This is a genomic window from Saccharopolyspora sp. NPDC045839, assembly GCF_056431645.1.
Genome location: NZ_JBWKKH010000016.1, coordinates 15,734 through 30,272 on the forward strand (window position 1 = coordinate 15,734; position 14,539 = coordinate 30,272).

Here is a 14,539-nt window from a genome sequence, read left to right on the forward strand (position 1 = left end):
CAGCGCACGAAAAAGCGGGGCCCGGTAGCGGACCCCGCTGGTCGTTTCAGGATGCCCAGGGCACCGACCGGCCCGGTGGGGCCGATTCGAGCCAGGACAGGAAGCCGGTCAGGGCGTCGGTGTTCATCGCCAGCTCCAGCTCCGGGCCGGTCAGGTCGAGGACCGTCGATCCGGACGGCATCGCATAGGCCTCGGCCATCGACGGCTCGCGGCGCCGCGCGATCTCCACGTTCCGGCGGTTGATCACCCAGTTCGGCCCGGACCGCAGGCTGAGCACGCGGTACCAGGCGAACTCCTCGCCCCGGTAGTGCGCGACACCCAGGTGCCAGCCGCGGCCACCGCCGTCCTTGCTGGCGCGCAGCGCCACGTCGATGCCCCCGACGCGCAGTTCCCGCAGCCGCCGCCACGCGAGCGCCCCGATTACCAGGGCAGCGATCACCAGCAGCCCGAAGGCCACTGCCAGCAACAAGACCGGGGAACCCATGCGCGGCCCGGATCAGGCCGAGTGGCCGGCCGCTCGCAATCGGCTCAAGGCCCGTGCTCGGGCCTGTTCGTCGGCGCTCTTGACGTCCACGCGGGCCTGCTCCACGTCGATCTCGGAGGCGAGCTCCGCGCTCTCCGCCAGCACGCTCACCCCGTCCGCGGTGACCGACAGGAAACCACCGTGCACTGCGGCCGTGACGGTCTCCTTCTCGGTGGTGGTGATGCGCACCACACCACCCTCGATCAGCTCGCCGAGCAGCGGCTCGTGCCCGGGCAGGATGCCGATCTCTCCCTCGGTGGTCTGCGCGACCACCGCGGTCGCCTCCCCGGACCACAGGCGGCGCTCGACGGCGACCAGTTGGACGGACATGTTGGCCACGCGCGTCTCCTTTGTCGGGTGTGTTCCCGCAGTCTATCCGGTGCCACCAGGGCGATCGTGACTGGCCGGGCTGATAATGCCTTGTGGTGGTGCTTTCGCAAGCGGGGTCGGGGTCCGCGCGGACCCCGACCCCGTTGCCGGTCTGCCGACCCCTTCAGCGGGGCCCGGCGCTCACTTCTCGGTGAGCTTCTTGTACGCCTGCTCCAGGTCGTCGAGACCACCGATGGACAGGAACGCCTGCTCCGGGTAGTGGTCGAAGTCGCCCTTGCAGAGCTTGTCGAACGCCTCGATGGTCTCCTTCAGCGGAACGAAGGAGCCCTCCTGGCCGGTGAACTGCTTGGCCACGAAGAAGTTCTGCGACAGGTAGCGCTCGATGCGACGCGCCCGCTGCACCGTCACCTTGTCCTCTTCGGACAGCTCGTCCATACCGAGGATGGCGATGATGTCCTGCAGTTCCTTGTACTTCTGCAGGATCCGCTTGACCTCCTGCGCCACCCGGTAGTGCTCCTCGCCGACGATGGCCGGGTCGAGGATGGTAGAGCTGGACGACAGCGGGTCCACCGCCGGGTAGATGCCCTTCTGCGAGATCGGCCGGGAAAGCTCGGTCGTCGCGTCCAGGTGGGCGAAGGTCGTCGCCGGGGCCGGGTCGGTGTAGTCGTCCGCGGGCACGTAGATCGCCTGCATCGAGGTGATCGAGCGACCCTGCGTCGAGGTGATCCGCTCCTGCAGCTCACCCATCTCGTCGGCCAGCGTCGGCTGGTAACCCACCGCGGACGGCATCCGGCCCAGCAGGGTCGAAACCTCCTGGCCGGCCTGGGTGAACCGGAAGATGTTGTCGATGAACAGCAGCACGTCCTGGTTCTGCACGTCGCGGAAGTACTCCGCCATCGTCAGCGCGGACAGCGCGACCCGCATACGGGTGCCCGGCGGCTCGTCCATCTGGCCGAAGACCAGCGCGGTGTCGGCGAGCACGCCGGACTCCGCCATCTCCACCCAGAGGTCGTTGCCCTCACGGGTGCGCTCACCGACGCCGGCGAACACCGAGGTGCCACCGAAGTTCTTGGCGACCCGTCGGATCATCTCCTGGATCAGAACGGTCTTGCCGACACCGGCGCCACCGAACAGACCGATCTTGCCACCCTGCACGTACGGGGTGAGCAGGTCGATCACCTTGATGCCGGTCTCCAGCATCTCGGTCCGGCCTTCGAGCTTGTCGAAGGCCGGTGCCTTGCGGTGGATCGTCCAGCGCTCGGCGTCCGAGCCGTAGCCCGGCTCATCGAGGCAGTGGCCCAAGGCGTTGAACACGTGGCCCTTGACGACGTCGCCGACCGGCACCGAGATGCCCGCGCCGGAGTCGGTGACGGCCACGCCGCGCACCAGCCCCTGGGTCGGCTGCATCGAGATCGTCCGCACGACGCTGTCACCCAGGTGCTGGGCGACCTCCAGCGTCAGCGTCTTGGCCATGCCTTCCGCGGTGATGTCCACGGAGAGCGCGTTGTAGAGGTCCGGCACCTGGTCTCGCGGAAACTCGACGTCCACGACCGGGCCGAGAACCCGGACGACGCGGCCAGTGCCCGTAGCAGTGCTAGTGGCAGTAGCAGTCATGTCACTCACTTCCTGCTGACGAGAGCGCCTCGACACCACCGACGATCTCGCTGATTTCTTGGGTGATCTGGGCCTGGCGAGCCTGGTTGGCCTCACGGCTGAGGTTGCGGATCAATTCGTCCGCGTTGTCCGTCGCCGACTTCATAGCCGTCCGGCGGGCAGCGTGCTCGGACGCCGCTGCATCCAGCAGCCCGGCGAACAGGCGGGTCTTGATGTACTTCGGCAGCAGGGCCCGGAGCAGGGCCTCCGCGTCCGGTTCGAACTCGTACGTCGACTTGAGGGTCTTCGTAGGCTCTTCGGCGTACTCGACCTCAAGCGGCGCGATCCGCCTGACCGTCGGCTTCTGGGTGAGCATGGAGACGAACTCGGTGTGCACCAAGTGCAGCTCATCCACACCCAGCGTACCGTCCGTGCCCCCGTCGTCGAGGTAGTCGTCGGCACCCGCCAGGAATGCCTTGACCAGCGTCTCGCCCACCTCGGCGGCGTCGGTGTAGGCGGGCCGGTCGGTGAAACCGGTCCAGCTCGCCTCGACCTTGCGCTGCCGGAAGCGGTAGTACGCCTCGCCCTTGCGGCCGATGACGTACAGCACGGGGGTCTTGCCCTGCTCGCGCAGCAGCGACTGCAGCTCCTCCGCCGCCTTGATCACGTTGGCGTTGTAGCCACCGCAGAAGCCCCGGTCGCTGGTCACGATCAGCACGCCGGCGCGCTTCGGGTTGGGGCGTTCGGTCAGCAGCGGGTGGTCCAGCGTGCTCACGTCGGCCAGCGCGGTCAGGACGCTGGTGATCTCGTCCGCGTACGGGCGAGACGCCTCGACCCTGGCCTGCGCCTTCATGATGCGCGAGGTAGCGATCAGCTCCTGCGCCTTGGTGATCTTCCGGGTCGATTTGACCGACCGGATGCGGTTTCGCAGTTCCCGAAGTTGAGCCATGGCTATCCGGTCACTTCTTCGGGGCGGGGCGGTTGACCTTGACGGTCTCCTGGCCCACCTCGTCGGCCGCCAGCGCCTCGGCTTCCGGCTGCTCTCCCGGTGCGACCGGGGAACCGTCGGACGAGGTGAACTGCTTCTTGAAGTCCTCCACCGATTCCACGATGAACTTGACACCGTCGTCGGAGAGCTGCTTGGTCTCGACGATGTCCTTCAGCACGGACTCGTGGGTGCGTCGCAGGTGCGCCAGGAACTCGGACTCGAAGCGGCGCACGTCGGCGACCGGCACCGAGTCGAGGTGCCCCTGGGTGCCCAGGAACAGCGACACGACCTCTTCCTCGACCGGGAGCGGCGCGCCCTGGCCCTGCTTGAGGATCTCCATCAGGCGGGCACCGCGCTCCAGCTGCGCCTTCGACGCGGCGTCCAGGTCGGAGGCGAACGCGGAGAACGCCTCCAGCTCGCGGAACTGCGCCAGGTCGATCTTCAGCGACCCGGTGACCTTCCGCATCGCCTTGATCTGCGCGGAACCACCGACGCGCGACACCGAGATACCGACGTCGATGGCCGGGCGCTGACCCGAGTTGAACAGGTCGGACTGCAGGAAGCACTGGCCGTCGGTGATGGAGATGACGTTGGTCGGGATGTAGGCCGACACGTCGTTGGCCTTGGTCTCGATGATCGGCAGACCCGTCATCGAACCGGCGCCCATCTCGTCGGAGAGCTTCGCGCAGCGCTCCAGCAGACGCGAGTGCAGGTAGAACACGTCGCCCGGGTAGGCCTCGCGGCCCGGCGGGCGGCGCAGCAGCAGCGAGATCGCCCGGTAGGCCTCGGCCTGCTTGGTCAGGTCGTCGAAGACGATCAGGACGTGCTTGCCCTGGTACATCCAGTGCTGGCCGATGGCCGAACCGGCGTACGGGGCCAGCCACTTCAGACCCGGCGAGTCGGAGGCCGGCGCGGCGACGATGGTGGTGTACTCCATCGCCCCGGCGTCCTCGAGGGACCGCTTCACGCCGGCGATCGTGGAGCCCTTCTGGCCGATCGCGACGTAGATGCAGCGGACCTGCTTCTGCGGGTCGCCGCTGTCCCAGTTGCCCTTCTGGTTGATGATCGTGTCGACCGCGACCGTGGTCTTGCCGGTCTTGCGGTCGCCGATGATCAGCTGGCGCTGGCCGCGGCCGATCGGGGTCATCGAGTCGATGGCCTTGATACCGGTCTGCAGCGGCTCGCCCACGCCCTGTCGCTGCACGACCGTCGCGGCCTGCAGCTCCAGGGGACGCTGCTCCTCGGCGACGATCTCGCCGAGGCCGTCGATCGGGGCGCCCAGCGGGTCGACCACGCGGCCGAGGAAGCCGTCGCCGACCGGCACCGACATGACCTTGCCGGTCCGCTTGACCTCCTGGCCTTCCTCGATCTTCTCGGACTCACCCAGGATGACCGCACCGATCTCCTGAGCTTCCAGGTTCATCGCGACACCGTAGATGCCGCCCGGGAACTCCAGCAGCTCCTCGGTCATCACCGAAGGCAGACCCTCGACATGGGCGATGCCGTCACCGGTATCAGTGACGACCCCGACCTCCTCGCGGCTGACCTCCGGGGAGTAGCTGGAGACGTACTTCTCGATCGCACTGCGGATCTCGTCCGACGAGATCGTCAGCTCCGCCATGTCTCGTTCCTGCCCTCGGTTAGTTCTTGGAAGGGAGTTGGTTTGGGCGCCGCACCGGTTTCCCGGGCCCACGGCCCGTGGTCTTAGTCGGCGAGGTCGCGCCGCAGGGACTGCAGGCGTCCCGTGATGCTGCCGTCGATGACCTCGTCGCCGATCCGGATCAGCAGCCCGCCCTCGACCGCGGAGTCGACCTCCAGGTGCAGGGCGATCGGCCGCGAGTAGATCCGCTGCAGCGTGCTCGACAGCCGCTGCTGCTGCTCATCGCTGAGCGGGATCGCGGACCGGACGTGCGCCACCGAGCGCTCACGGCGCTTCGCCGACAGCTCGGCCAGCTCTTCCAGCCCCTCGCTGACCCGCCGGCCGCGCGGCCGGGCCACCAGCTGGCGGACCAGTTCCAGGGTCACCGGCTCGACCTTGCCCTCGATGAGCTGGTCGACGACGGCGTACTTGCCCGCCTCGTCGCCGGTCGGGTCCGACAGCAACCGCTCCAGGTCCACCTGGGAGCCGATGATGCGACCCAGCCGGAACAGCTCGTCCTCGACGGCGTCGAGCCGGCCGGCCCGCTCGGCCTGCACCAGCAGCGCGGTGCGGCCCAGCCGCTCCAGCCCGTCGACCAGGTCCTTCGGGCCGGACCAACGGGCCCGGACGGCCTCGACGACCACCGGCAGCGCCCGCGCGCCGAGCTTGTCCGCCAGCAGCCCGCGGGCCAGGTCTTCCCTGGACCGCGGGTCGGTGGAGGCGTCGGCGAGCGCCCGCCGCAGCGTGGACTCGCGGCCCAGCAGGGCGGCCACGCCGAACAGCTCGTCGGCGAGCCCGGTGATCTCCGCAGCCTGGGCCCCATCGGTGGCCTGCAGCAGCTGCAGCTCGGTGGCTGCCAGCGCCTCACGGCTCGCGGCGTTCACGAGGGTGCTCAACTCTCAGCGCCTTTCACTCGGTTAGGCCTTGGCCGATTCGGACGACGCCGGGGCCGAGGCGGCCTCCAGCTCGTCGAGGAACCGGTCGACGGTGCCCCGCCGACGGGCCTCGTCCTCCAGGGACTCGCCGACGATCCGGCCGGCCAGTTCGACCGCCTGGCGGCCGAGGTCCGACCGCAGCTCGGCGACGATCTGAGCCCGCTGGTGCGCCAACTGGGTCTGGCCCTGGTTGATGATCCGCTCGGACTCGGTCTGCGCCTGGGTGCGCATCTCTTCCAGGATCTGCTGGCCTTCGGCGCGGGCGTCATCGCGGATCCGGGCCGCTTCCGCGCGAGCCTCGGCCAGCTGCGACTTGTACTGCTCCAGCGTCCGCTGGGCCTCGGCCTGCGCGGCCTCGGCCTTGCGGATACCGCCTTCGATCCGCTCGCTGCGCTCCTCGTAGATCTTCTCGAAGCGCGGGACCGCGTACTTCCAGAGCACGAACAGCAGCAGGAGGAACGCGATCAGACCGACCACGATCTCCGCGGGTTCCGGGATGATCGGGTTGTGCTCGCCTTCCGCGGCCAGCAGCATCTGCGTCTTCACCACAACGTCTCCCAACGCGTAAAGCCGCTAATCAGGCAGTGCCACCGGCGGAAGCGATGAAGTAGACGACCAGGCCGATCAGCGCCAGCACCTCGACCAGAACGAAGGAGATCCAGGCGATGCCCTGCAGCTGGCCCTGGGCCTCCGGCTGGCGGGCGGTGCCGTTGATGACGGCGGCCCAGATCAGGCCGACACCGATACCGGGGCCGATGGCGCCCAGGCCGTAGCCGATCGCGGCCAGACCGGGGTTGAGGTTGATCGCGGTCTCAGCGGCCTGCGCAAGAACGATGTTGCTCACTGTCACTACCTTTCACTCGGTCCGCTTCTCGGCGCGGATCGACAGGTCCTTTGTTGGGAACGAAGTCTCTTGTTCAGTGGCCTTCGGACAACGCCGCGCCGATGAAGCTCGCGGTCAGCAGCGCGAAGATGTACGCCTGCAGCACCTGGATCAGGGCCTCGACGAAGGTCAGCGCGATGGCGAAGGCGAACCCGACGAGCGAGATCGGCTTCAGCGCGGCCCCCGCCTCGAGCAGCAGGAACTCGCCACCGAGCGTGAACACCAGCAGGATCAGGTGACCGGCGAACATCGCGGCGAACACTCGGATCGCCAGCGCGGCCGGCTGCGCGATGAACTTCTGGAAGAGCTCGATCGGCGACAGCAGGACGTAAATCGGCTTCGGCACCCCGGGCGGGAACATGATGTGCTTGAAGTAGCCCAGGAATCCGTGCCGCGCGAAACCGACACCGTGGAACACCAGGTACACCACGGCGGCCAGCGCGAGCGGGAAGCCGATCCGCGACATCGTGGGGAACTGGATGATCGGGATGATGCCGAAGATGTTGTTCACCAGGATGAACGTGAACAGCGCGAAGATCAGCGGCACGAACGGACGGAAATCCTTGGCCCCGATGTGTTCCCGCGCGATCTTGTTGCGGCTGAACTCGTAGACGAACTCCGCGACGAACTGCCCCTTGCCCGGAACGAGCTTCAGGTTCCGGGTGGCGATCACGAAGTACGCGGCCACGATGATCGCCGAGAGAACGACGAGGACCATCGGCTTGGTGACTCCGCCGAAGATCGGCGGAAGGATAAAGCTATCGGCGCCCGGCGGTTGGAATGTTCCGCCCTCGGCCAGCATCAGCGCGCCCAACTGGGCTCCTTCCGGTTCTCCCGGTGAACTTCACTCTGCCGGGGGAATCGTCACGTTTTGCACTTAACGTACCTGATACGCGATCTGGCACGCGGAGGGGCCCTCCCCACCCGGTGGGATCGAGGGGCCTCCGTGCGCCCCTTGGACCCGCGCTGTGCAGGGAAGGCTTCTGCGGCGGGACGATACCAGCGGGTAGGTAGTCTCCCGACATGTGGTCCGCTTCCACCCGTCCGGCGCAGCGGCCGGGCGCCTGGAAACCGCGTCGAGGGGAATCAGCTTCCCGGCACGATCGTGGGAATCTTGGTGCGCTTGAACGCCACCACCTCGGCGCCCGCCCACACCATCACGGTGGCCAGCATGGTGAACGCCAACGATTCCCGGTGGATCGCATCGACGCCGCCGAGCAGCGTCATCACCACCAGCAGCACGATCATCTTCCCGACGTAGCCGCCGAGCGCGGCGACCATCACGAAGTGCGGGCTCATGCCGCCGGTGAACCGCATCAGCCAGATCGTCAGCAGCGACGAGGCGAACGCCACAACGCCGCCGATCAGCGCGCCGACCAGGCCGGGCACACCGACCAGCACGATCGCCACGACCGCCCCGATGGCCACCGTCGCCACACCCGGCCACAAGGCGGTGCGCAGCATCGCCGAGGCGAGCCGACGCACTGTTTCGGCGTGCGGGTTCACAGCGGGCTCGGCCGGCTCGGCGGGGTTCGGCGTGTCGGTCGCTTCGCTCATCGGGACTCTCGATCGGCTCGGGTGCGCATACGCGGAATCACCGAAATGATAGCCGCCAGCAACACCCCCAAACCTACGACCCATGCCACAACGACCGCGTTGAACAGCGTCAACGACACCGCGCCGAAGGCGATGACGGCCGCCCACAGGTAGATCAGCAGCACCGCGCGGCGCTGCGAATGCCCGATTTCCAGCAGCCGGTGGTGCAGGTGCATCTTGTCGGCGTGGAACGGGCTCTTGCCCGCCCGGGTGCGGCGCACCACGGCCATGATGAGGTCCAGCAGCGGCACGAACAGCACCGCCGCGACGACCAGCAGCGGCGACAGCAGCGCGATGGTGTCGGTCGGGTTCAGGTGGGCGTAGTCCATCCGGCCGGACGCGGACGTGGTCGCGGAGGCCAGCATCAGGCCGATCAGCATCGAACCCGAGTCGCCCATGAAGATCTTGGCCGGCTGGAAGTTGTGCGGCAGGAAGCCCAGGCAGGCGCCGGCGACCGCAGCCGCGATCAGTGCCGGCGGGTAGGCGTTGACGTCGCCGTTCTGCCGGTCCAGCACGGCGAGGCAGAACACGAACGTCGCGGTGGCCGACACCAGGCCGATGCCGGAGGCCAGGCCGTCCAGCCCGTCCACGAAGTTCATCGCGTTGATCATCGCCACGACCAGCAGCACCGTCAGCAGCTGCCCCTGGTTGCTGCCCAGCACCATGAGCTGCCCCAGGTTGCCGTCGGTGCCGCCCCACGGCACCCAGAACACGAACCACTGGACGCCGAAGAGCACCAGGATCCCGGCCGCGGTGACCTGCCCAGCGAGCTTCGTCAGGGAATCCAGCTCGAAGCGGTCGTCCAGCGCGCCGACGAGGACGATCAGCCCGCCGGCGATGACCACCGCCAGGATGTCGTTGGAGTAGTTGAACCCGCGCGACAGCGTAGGCAGGTTGGCGGCCAGGAACATGGCCACCAGCACCCCGCCGAACATCGCGACCCCGCCCATCCGCGGCATCGGCTTGACGTGCACGTCGCGCTGCCGCGGATATGCGACGGCGCCGACGCGGAAGGCCAGCAGCCGGACCAGTCCGGTCAGCAGGAAGGTCGCCGCCGCGGCGGTGAGCATGACGAGCAGGTACTCACGGGCGGGAAGCCCGTTCGGAGCCCATGGCGCGTTGTCCATACCGGTGGCTCACCCGCGCGGGGCCGAGGCCCGCGTGAATTCGAACTTCAGCCCCCAGAACGGATTGCTCAAACCCGGCGCTCCTCATCGCTGTTCACGTTGCGGCTGGCGGAGCCAACGCTATCGGCCCGCGCCCGGACGGGTTTCACCGGTCCGCTTCGAGGTCCTCACCGAGCACCTCGGACAGGTCGGCGAGGCTCACGGCGCCCTCCCGCAGCACCCGCGGCGCGCCCTGCGTGAGGTCGACGATGGTGGAGGCCACCGGTTCGCCGGACGGGCCGCCGTCCAGGTAGATCTGCACCGAGTCGCCGAGCTGCTCGCGCGCCTCGCCGGCGCTGGCGGCCGGCGGCTGGCCGGTGCGGTTGGCGCTGGAGACGGCCATCGGGCCGACCTCGCGCAGCAGGTCCAGGGCCACCGGGTGCAGCGGCATCCGCAGGTTCACCGTGCCCCGGGTGTTGCCGAGGTCCCAGGACAGCGACGGCGCCTGCGGCAGCACCAGCGACAGCCCGCCGGGCCAGAACGCCTCGATCAGCGCCCGCGCCTGCTGCGGGACCGACATCACCAGCCCATCCACAGTGGACCAGGAGCCGACCAGCACCGGCACCGGCATGTCCGGGCCGCGCCCCTTGGCGGCGAGCAGGGCGTGCACTGCGTTGGCGTCGAAGGCGTCCGCGCCGATGCCGTAGACGGTGTCGGTGGGCAGCACGACCAGCCCGCCCGCGCGAACCGTGTTGGCCGCGGCGGCCAGGCCCTCTTCGCGGCTGTCCGGACTGGTGCAGTCATAGACGGTGCTCACACCCGAATCCTGGCACGCCCCCCGTTCGACCCGTTCGAGTGGTGCCGTCGATCCCCGTCCTGGAATATTCGTCCCGAGTAACACCCGGGCGCTCGACCGAGATCCGTTGGGTGTGCCCGCACCGGGCAACGCCGGTGGCGTTCGGGCGTCTGCCGGAAGCGGGCACGGAATTGCGACGAAATGCGAGGAGAGCGAATGACCGCCCCACCCCAGGGTGTCGAGGTCGACCAGATCGAGTTCCCGGCCGGGAAGATCCGCTTCTACCGGGCGGGATCCAGCGGTCCGGCGATCGTCCTGCTGCACGGCGGCGGGCCGGACAACGCGATGCTGGCCTGGCGGCACGCGATCGGCGTGCTGGCCGCCGACCACCGGGTGTTCGCGCCGGATCTGCCCGGCCAGGGCGGCAGCATGCCGTGGCACGGCAGCGCGAACCAGCGCACCTTCGAAGAGGTGCTGCGCTGGCTGCTGGACGCCTGGCGGGTGCCGGACGCCATCCTGGTCGGCCTGTCGATGGGCGGCAGCATCGCGGCCGGTTTCGCGCTGCGCAATCCGCAGCGGGTGCGCGGGCTGGTGCTCGCGGACAGCACCGGCATGCAGCACAAGATGCCGCACCACTTCCTGACCTACGCGCTGCTGCGCACCCGCTTCGCCGGTCCGCTGGCCGCGAAGTTGTTGCGGCTCAACCGGCCCTTCGCCCGCCTGGTGCTGACGCGGGGCTTCTTCGCGGGCGCGCAGACCGTGCCGGACCTGGAGTCCATTGTCGACGAGGTCGTCGCCGAGGCGGGCGCGCGAGGCTCGGTTTTCGCCGACTGGCACGCCGACGCCGTCGACCGGCGGGCGATGCGGATCAACCACCTCCCGCACCTCGACCGCATCCACTGCCCGGTGATGGTGATCCACGGCGAACGCGACGCCATCGTGCCGGTGTCGGCGGCCCGCGACACCGCGGACGCGATCCCGGGCGCGACGCTGCGGGTGATCTCCGGCGCCGGCCACTGGCCGAACCGCGAGAAGCCCACCGAGTTCAACGCCCTGCTCCGCGAGTTCGTCAACGCCCACTGACCCCTGCGGGGCGGTGGGAGCATGGGAACCTTCCTGTCAAACCGCAGGTCAGGGCGCCGGTGGCGGGGTGCGGCGGGCGGTGGCGAAGCGGGGGCGGCCGGCCAGGTCGGTGTGCTCCTGCACGTCTTCGAGAACGCGGCGGGCGCGCAGCAGGGCCGGCACCGAACCGCCGTGGGTGTCGTCGTGCTCGATGGCCACCCCGCCACCGGGACGCAGCAGCCGCGCCGCGCAGCCGATGACGTGCCGGACCACGTCGAGCCCGTCGCGGCCGCCGAACACCGCCTCGTGCGGGTCGTGGTTGCGGACCTCCGGCGGCACCGGGGTGCCCTCCGGCACGTAGGGCGGGTTGCAGAGGACCAGGTCGACCAGGCCCTCCAGCTCCATGAACACCATCGGGTCGGTCACATCGCCCGCGTACAGGTGGATCGGTGTGTCACCGGCCTGCGCCTGCTGGTCGGCGTTGCGGCGCGCCCAGGCCAGCGCGGCGGGTTCCTTCTCCACCGCATGCACGGTGGCGTCGGGGCGCGCGTTGGCCATCCCCAGCGCCAGCGCCCCGGACCCCGTGCACAGGTCCACCACGATCGGCCGGTCAACGCCCTCCAGCGTCGCCAGGCCCCACGCGAGCAGCAGCTCCGTCTCCGGCCGGGGCACGAACACGCCGGGCCCGACGCTGAGCGTCACGTTGCCGAGCGAGGCGTTGCCGGTGAGGTGCTGCAGCGGCACCCGCGCGGCCCGGCGGCGCACCAGGTCGTGCAACGCCTGGACCACCGGCGGATCCACCAGCGGCACCATCATCAGCTTGGTGCGTTCGACGCCGAGCAGGTGCGCGGCCAGCAGCTCCGCATCGGTGCGCGGGCTCGCCACGCCCGCAGCGGCGAGGATGCGTTCCGCCTCGAGGATGGCCAGGCGCAGGGGCTGTCGCGTCACGCGTTCAGCTTAGAGCGCGAGTCGTTCTTTCCTGTCGGCGGCGAGCAGGGCGGCGACGACCGCTTCCAGATCGCCGTCCAGGACCTGGTCCAGGTTGTAGGCCTTGTAGTTCACCCGGTGGTCGGAGATGCGGTTCTCCGGGAAGTTGTAGGTGCGGATGCGCTCCGAACGGTCCACTGTGCGCACCTGGCTGCGCCGGGCCTCCGCTGCCTCCCGTTCGGCCTCCTCCTCGGCGTGGGCCTGCAGCCGGGCCTTGAGCACCTGGATGGCGCGGTGCTTGTTCTGCAGCTGCGACTTCTCGTTCTGGCAGGACACCACGATGCCGGTCGGCAGGTGGGTGATCCGCACCGCCGAGTCGGTGGTGTTCACGCTCTGCCCGCCGGGCCCGGACGACCGGTAGACGTCGATGCGCAGGTCCTTCTCGTCGACCTCGACCTCGACCTCCTCCGGCTCGGGGTAGACGAGGACGCCCGCGGCCGAGGTGTGCACCCGGCCCTGCGACTCGGTGACCGGCACCCGCTGCACGCGGTGCACGCCACCCTCGAACTTCAGGCGCGACCACACCCCGTCTGGGCTGGTGTCGCCGGCCTTGGCCTTGATCGCGACCGTGGCGTCCTTGTAGCCGCCGAGGTCGGATTCGGTCTTGTCCAGCACCTCGGCCCGCCAGCCCTGGCGCTCCGCGAACCGCAGGTACATGCGCAGCAGGTCGCCGGCGAACAGCGCGGACTCCTCGCCGCCCTCGCCGGACTTGACCTCCAGCAGCACGTCGGAGCCGTCGTGCGGGTCGCGGGGCAGCAGCAGTTCGGTGAGCTTCGCCTCAAGCGGCGGGATCGCCTCGGCGAGCCGGTCGGCCTCCTCCGCGAAGGTGGAGTCCTCGGCGGCGAACTCGCGGGCGGTGTCCAGGTCGGACCGCGTCTGGTCGAGCTCCCGCGCGGTGCGCACGACCGGGGTGAGCTCGGCGTAACGGCGGCCGAGCTTGCGGGCGTTAGCCTGGTCGGCGTGCACGCCGGGATCGGCCAGCCGCTGCTCCAGCTCCACGTACTCGGCGAGCAGCCCCTCGAGCTTCGATGTCTCCACTGGCGACCCTCTTCATTTGCTGCGGACGTTCGGACACCAAACGCGGCGACGGCGCCCGTCCCGCGCTGTTCGCGTGGGACGGGCGCCGTCGGTGCAGCTACTTCTGGCGCTTGCCGTAGCGGGCCTCGAAGCGAGCCACGCGGCCGCCGGTGTCCAGGATCTTCTGCTTGCCCGTGTAGAACGGGTGGCAGTTCGAGCAGACCTCGACGGTGATCTGGCCGGTCTTGCGGGTGCTGCGAGTCGTGAAGCTGTTGCCGCAACCACAGTTGACCTGCGTCACCACGTATTCGGGGTGGATGCCACTCTTCAACGGCTTGTCCTCTCTACTTGGCCGCCGGGTCCACGCGGCCGCTGCCGCGCGGTGAACCGGTGCCGGATCAACCCTGCATTCTGCCAGACCAGGGCTCGTGACCTGCAACGCAGGGTGCCCGTCCGGTATTCCGGTGGGCACCGGGCAACCGCCCAACGCATCAGAGGGACCGCCTGCCGAGCGGCTCCGGGCCGAGGGTGCGTCCGGGGTGGTCCGCCATTCATCCTCTACGCGTGCTGCTCTGTTCGGTCCTGGGAAAGCTCACGGTGCGGTCGTGGGTTTCTCTCCCCCTGCTCTTCCTCTGCAGCGCAGCCGGCGTCGCCGCCCTGCTCAACGTGCTGCTCGTGCAGCACGTGAGCTTCGACCAGGACCTGGACCTCTCCGCCCCGCTGCTGTTCGGCTTCGCCGCCGGGCTGACCGTGCTCAGCGCCAACCACGTCCGCTGGACCTCCGGGTGGCAGCGCCGCCTGCGGTTCGGCTACCCGCTGCTGATGGTGGCCTGCGCCCTCGCCCTGGACGGGCTGCGGATGCCGGTCTTCGCCGCGCTCGCCATCGGCCCGGTCGCCGCCGCGCTGCTGGGCACCCTGCTGGTCCGCGCCCACCGCGACCGCGACGCCCCGGAGTGCGCCCGGGCCTGACTCTCCGCCGGTGGGAGGACGGGGAACTTCCCGTTGCCACAAGGGTAGAAAAAGGCCCCCGCCCGCGCCAAGCCACCAGAAAAGGGGTAGGGGAGGGGAAAGGGGAGGGGTGGGG

17 protein-coding genes are annotated in these 14,539 nt (G+C 69.3%); 2 read left to right on the forward strand and 15 right to left on the reverse strand.

The annotated features are described in order from the left end of the window. Positions 1-46: 46 nt before the first annotated feature. The 12 genes from AC07EQ_RS22300 to AC07EQ_RS22355 form a co-directional block, all read right to left on the reverse strand. Positions 47-484, reverse strand: a complete 438-nt coding sequence (locus AC07EQ_RS22300; RefSeq protein WP_478389847.1) for a DUF2550 domain-containing protein — start codon at positions 482-484, stop codon at positions 47-49. Positions 485-496: 12 nt separating this feature from the next. Then, positions 497-862 (reverse strand): F0F1 ATP synthase subunit epsilon, encoded by a 366-nt coding sequence (locus AC07EQ_RS22305; protein WP_452618221.1) that lies wholly within the window; start codon positions 860-862, stop codon positions 497-499. Between the two features lie 171 nt (positions 863-1,033). Then, entirely contained in the window at positions 1,034-2,467 is a 1,434-nt protein-coding gene (atpD, locus tag AC07EQ_RS22310; RefSeq protein WP_132493171.1) for a F0F1 ATP synthase subunit beta, read from the reverse strand. A gap of 1 nt (position 2,468) precedes the next feature. After that, on the reverse strand, positions 2,469-3,395 hold the full coding sequence (locus tag AC07EQ_RS22315; RefSeq protein ID WP_478389848.1) for a F0F1 ATP synthase subunit gamma: 927 nt from the start codon (positions 3,393-3,395) through the stop codon (positions 2,469-2,471). Between the two features lie 10 nt (positions 3,396-3,405). Then, complete coding sequence (gene atpA / locus AC07EQ_RS22320; RefSeq protein WP_478389849.1) at positions 3,406-5,055, reverse strand: F0F1 ATP synthase subunit alpha; 1,650 nt, start codon at positions 5,053-5,055, stop codon at positions 3,406-3,408. An 83-nt stretch (positions 5,056-5,138) separates the two neighbouring features. Beyond that, entirely contained in the window at positions 5,139-5,969 is an 831-nt protein-coding gene (locus AC07EQ_RS22325) for a F0F1 ATP synthase subunit delta (protein WP_478389850.1), read from the reverse strand. Between the two features lie 21 nt (positions 5,970-5,990). After that, positions 5,991-6,554: a F0F1 ATP synthase subunit B gene (locus AC07EQ_RS22330; RefSeq protein WP_478389979.1), complete on the reverse strand. Its 564-nt coding sequence runs from the start codon at positions 6,552-6,554 to the stop codon at positions 5,991-5,993. Positions 6,555-6,585: 31 nt separating this feature from the next. After that, positions 6,586-6,852 (reverse strand): ATP synthase subunit c family protein, encoded by a 267-nt coding sequence (locus AC07EQ_RS22335; protein WP_478389851.1) that lies wholly within the window; start codon positions 6,850-6,852, stop codon positions 6,586-6,588. 73 nt (positions 6,853-6,925) lie between these two features. Continuing rightward, positions 6,926-7,705 carry a F0F1 ATP synthase subunit A gene (gene atpB, locus AC07EQ_RS22340; protein WP_478389852.1) on the reverse strand — a complete coding sequence of 260 codons (780 nt, stop codon included), beginning with the start codon at positions 7,703-7,705 and terminating at the stop codon, positions 6,926-6,928. A 272-nt stretch (positions 7,706-7,977) separates the two neighbouring features. After that, a complete protein-coding gene (locus AC07EQ_RS22345) occupies positions 7,978-8,448 on the reverse strand; it encodes a hypothetical protein (RefSeq protein WP_478389853.1) in 471 nt (156 codons plus the stop codon). Next, positions 8,445-9,614, reverse strand: coding sequence for a glycosyltransferase family 4 protein (locus tag AC07EQ_RS22350; RefSeq protein ID WP_478389854.1), 1,170 nt, complete (start codon positions 9,612-9,614; stop codon positions 8,445-8,447). Before AC07EQ_RS22350 ends, AC07EQ_RS22345 begins: the two co-directional genes overlap by 4 nt. Before the next feature lie 145 nt (positions 9,615-9,759). Continuing rightward, complete coding sequence (locus AC07EQ_RS22355) at positions 9,760-10,410, reverse strand: L-threonylcarbamoyladenylate synthase (protein WP_132493164.1); 651 nt, start codon at positions 10,408-10,410, stop codon at positions 9,760-9,762. A 195-nt stretch (positions 10,411-10,605) separates the two neighbouring features. Between AC07EQ_RS22355 and AC07EQ_RS22360 the strand changes: the two genes are divergently transcribed. Beyond that, entirely contained in the window at positions 10,606-11,472 is an 867-nt protein-coding gene (locus tag AC07EQ_RS22360; protein ID WP_478389855.1) for an alpha/beta fold hydrolase, read from the forward strand. A gap of 48 nt (positions 11,473-11,520) precedes the next feature. Here the strand turns inward: AC07EQ_RS22360 and prmC are convergent, their stop codons facing one another. The 3 genes from prmC to rpmE form a co-directional block, all read right to left on the reverse strand. Continuing rightward, entirely contained in the window at positions 11,521-12,399 is an 879-nt protein-coding gene (gene prmC / locus AC07EQ_RS22365; RefSeq protein WP_478389856.1) for a peptide chain release factor N(5)-glutamine methyltransferase, read from the reverse strand. 9 nt (positions 12,400-12,408) lie between these two features. Further along, on the reverse strand, positions 12,409-13,476 hold the full coding sequence (prfA, locus tag AC07EQ_RS22370) for a peptide chain release factor 1 (protein ID WP_132493161.1): 1,068 nt from the start codon (positions 13,474-13,476) through the stop codon (positions 12,409-12,411). A 97-nt stretch (positions 13,477-13,573) separates the two neighbouring features. Beyond that, positions 13,574-13,786, reverse strand: coding sequence for a 50S ribosomal protein L31 (gene rpmE / locus AC07EQ_RS22375; RefSeq protein ID WP_358615895.1), 213 nt, complete (start codon positions 13,784-13,786; stop codon positions 13,574-13,576). A gap of 233 nt (positions 13,787-14,019) precedes the next feature. Between rpmE and AC07EQ_RS22380 the strand changes: the two genes are divergently transcribed. Further along, positions 14,020-14,424 carry a hypothetical protein gene (locus tag AC07EQ_RS22380; RefSeq protein ID WP_478389857.1) on the forward strand — a complete coding sequence of 135 codons (405 nt, stop codon included), beginning with the start codon at positions 14,020-14,022 and terminating at the stop codon, positions 14,422-14,424. Positions 14,425-14,539 lie beyond the last annotated feature (115 nt).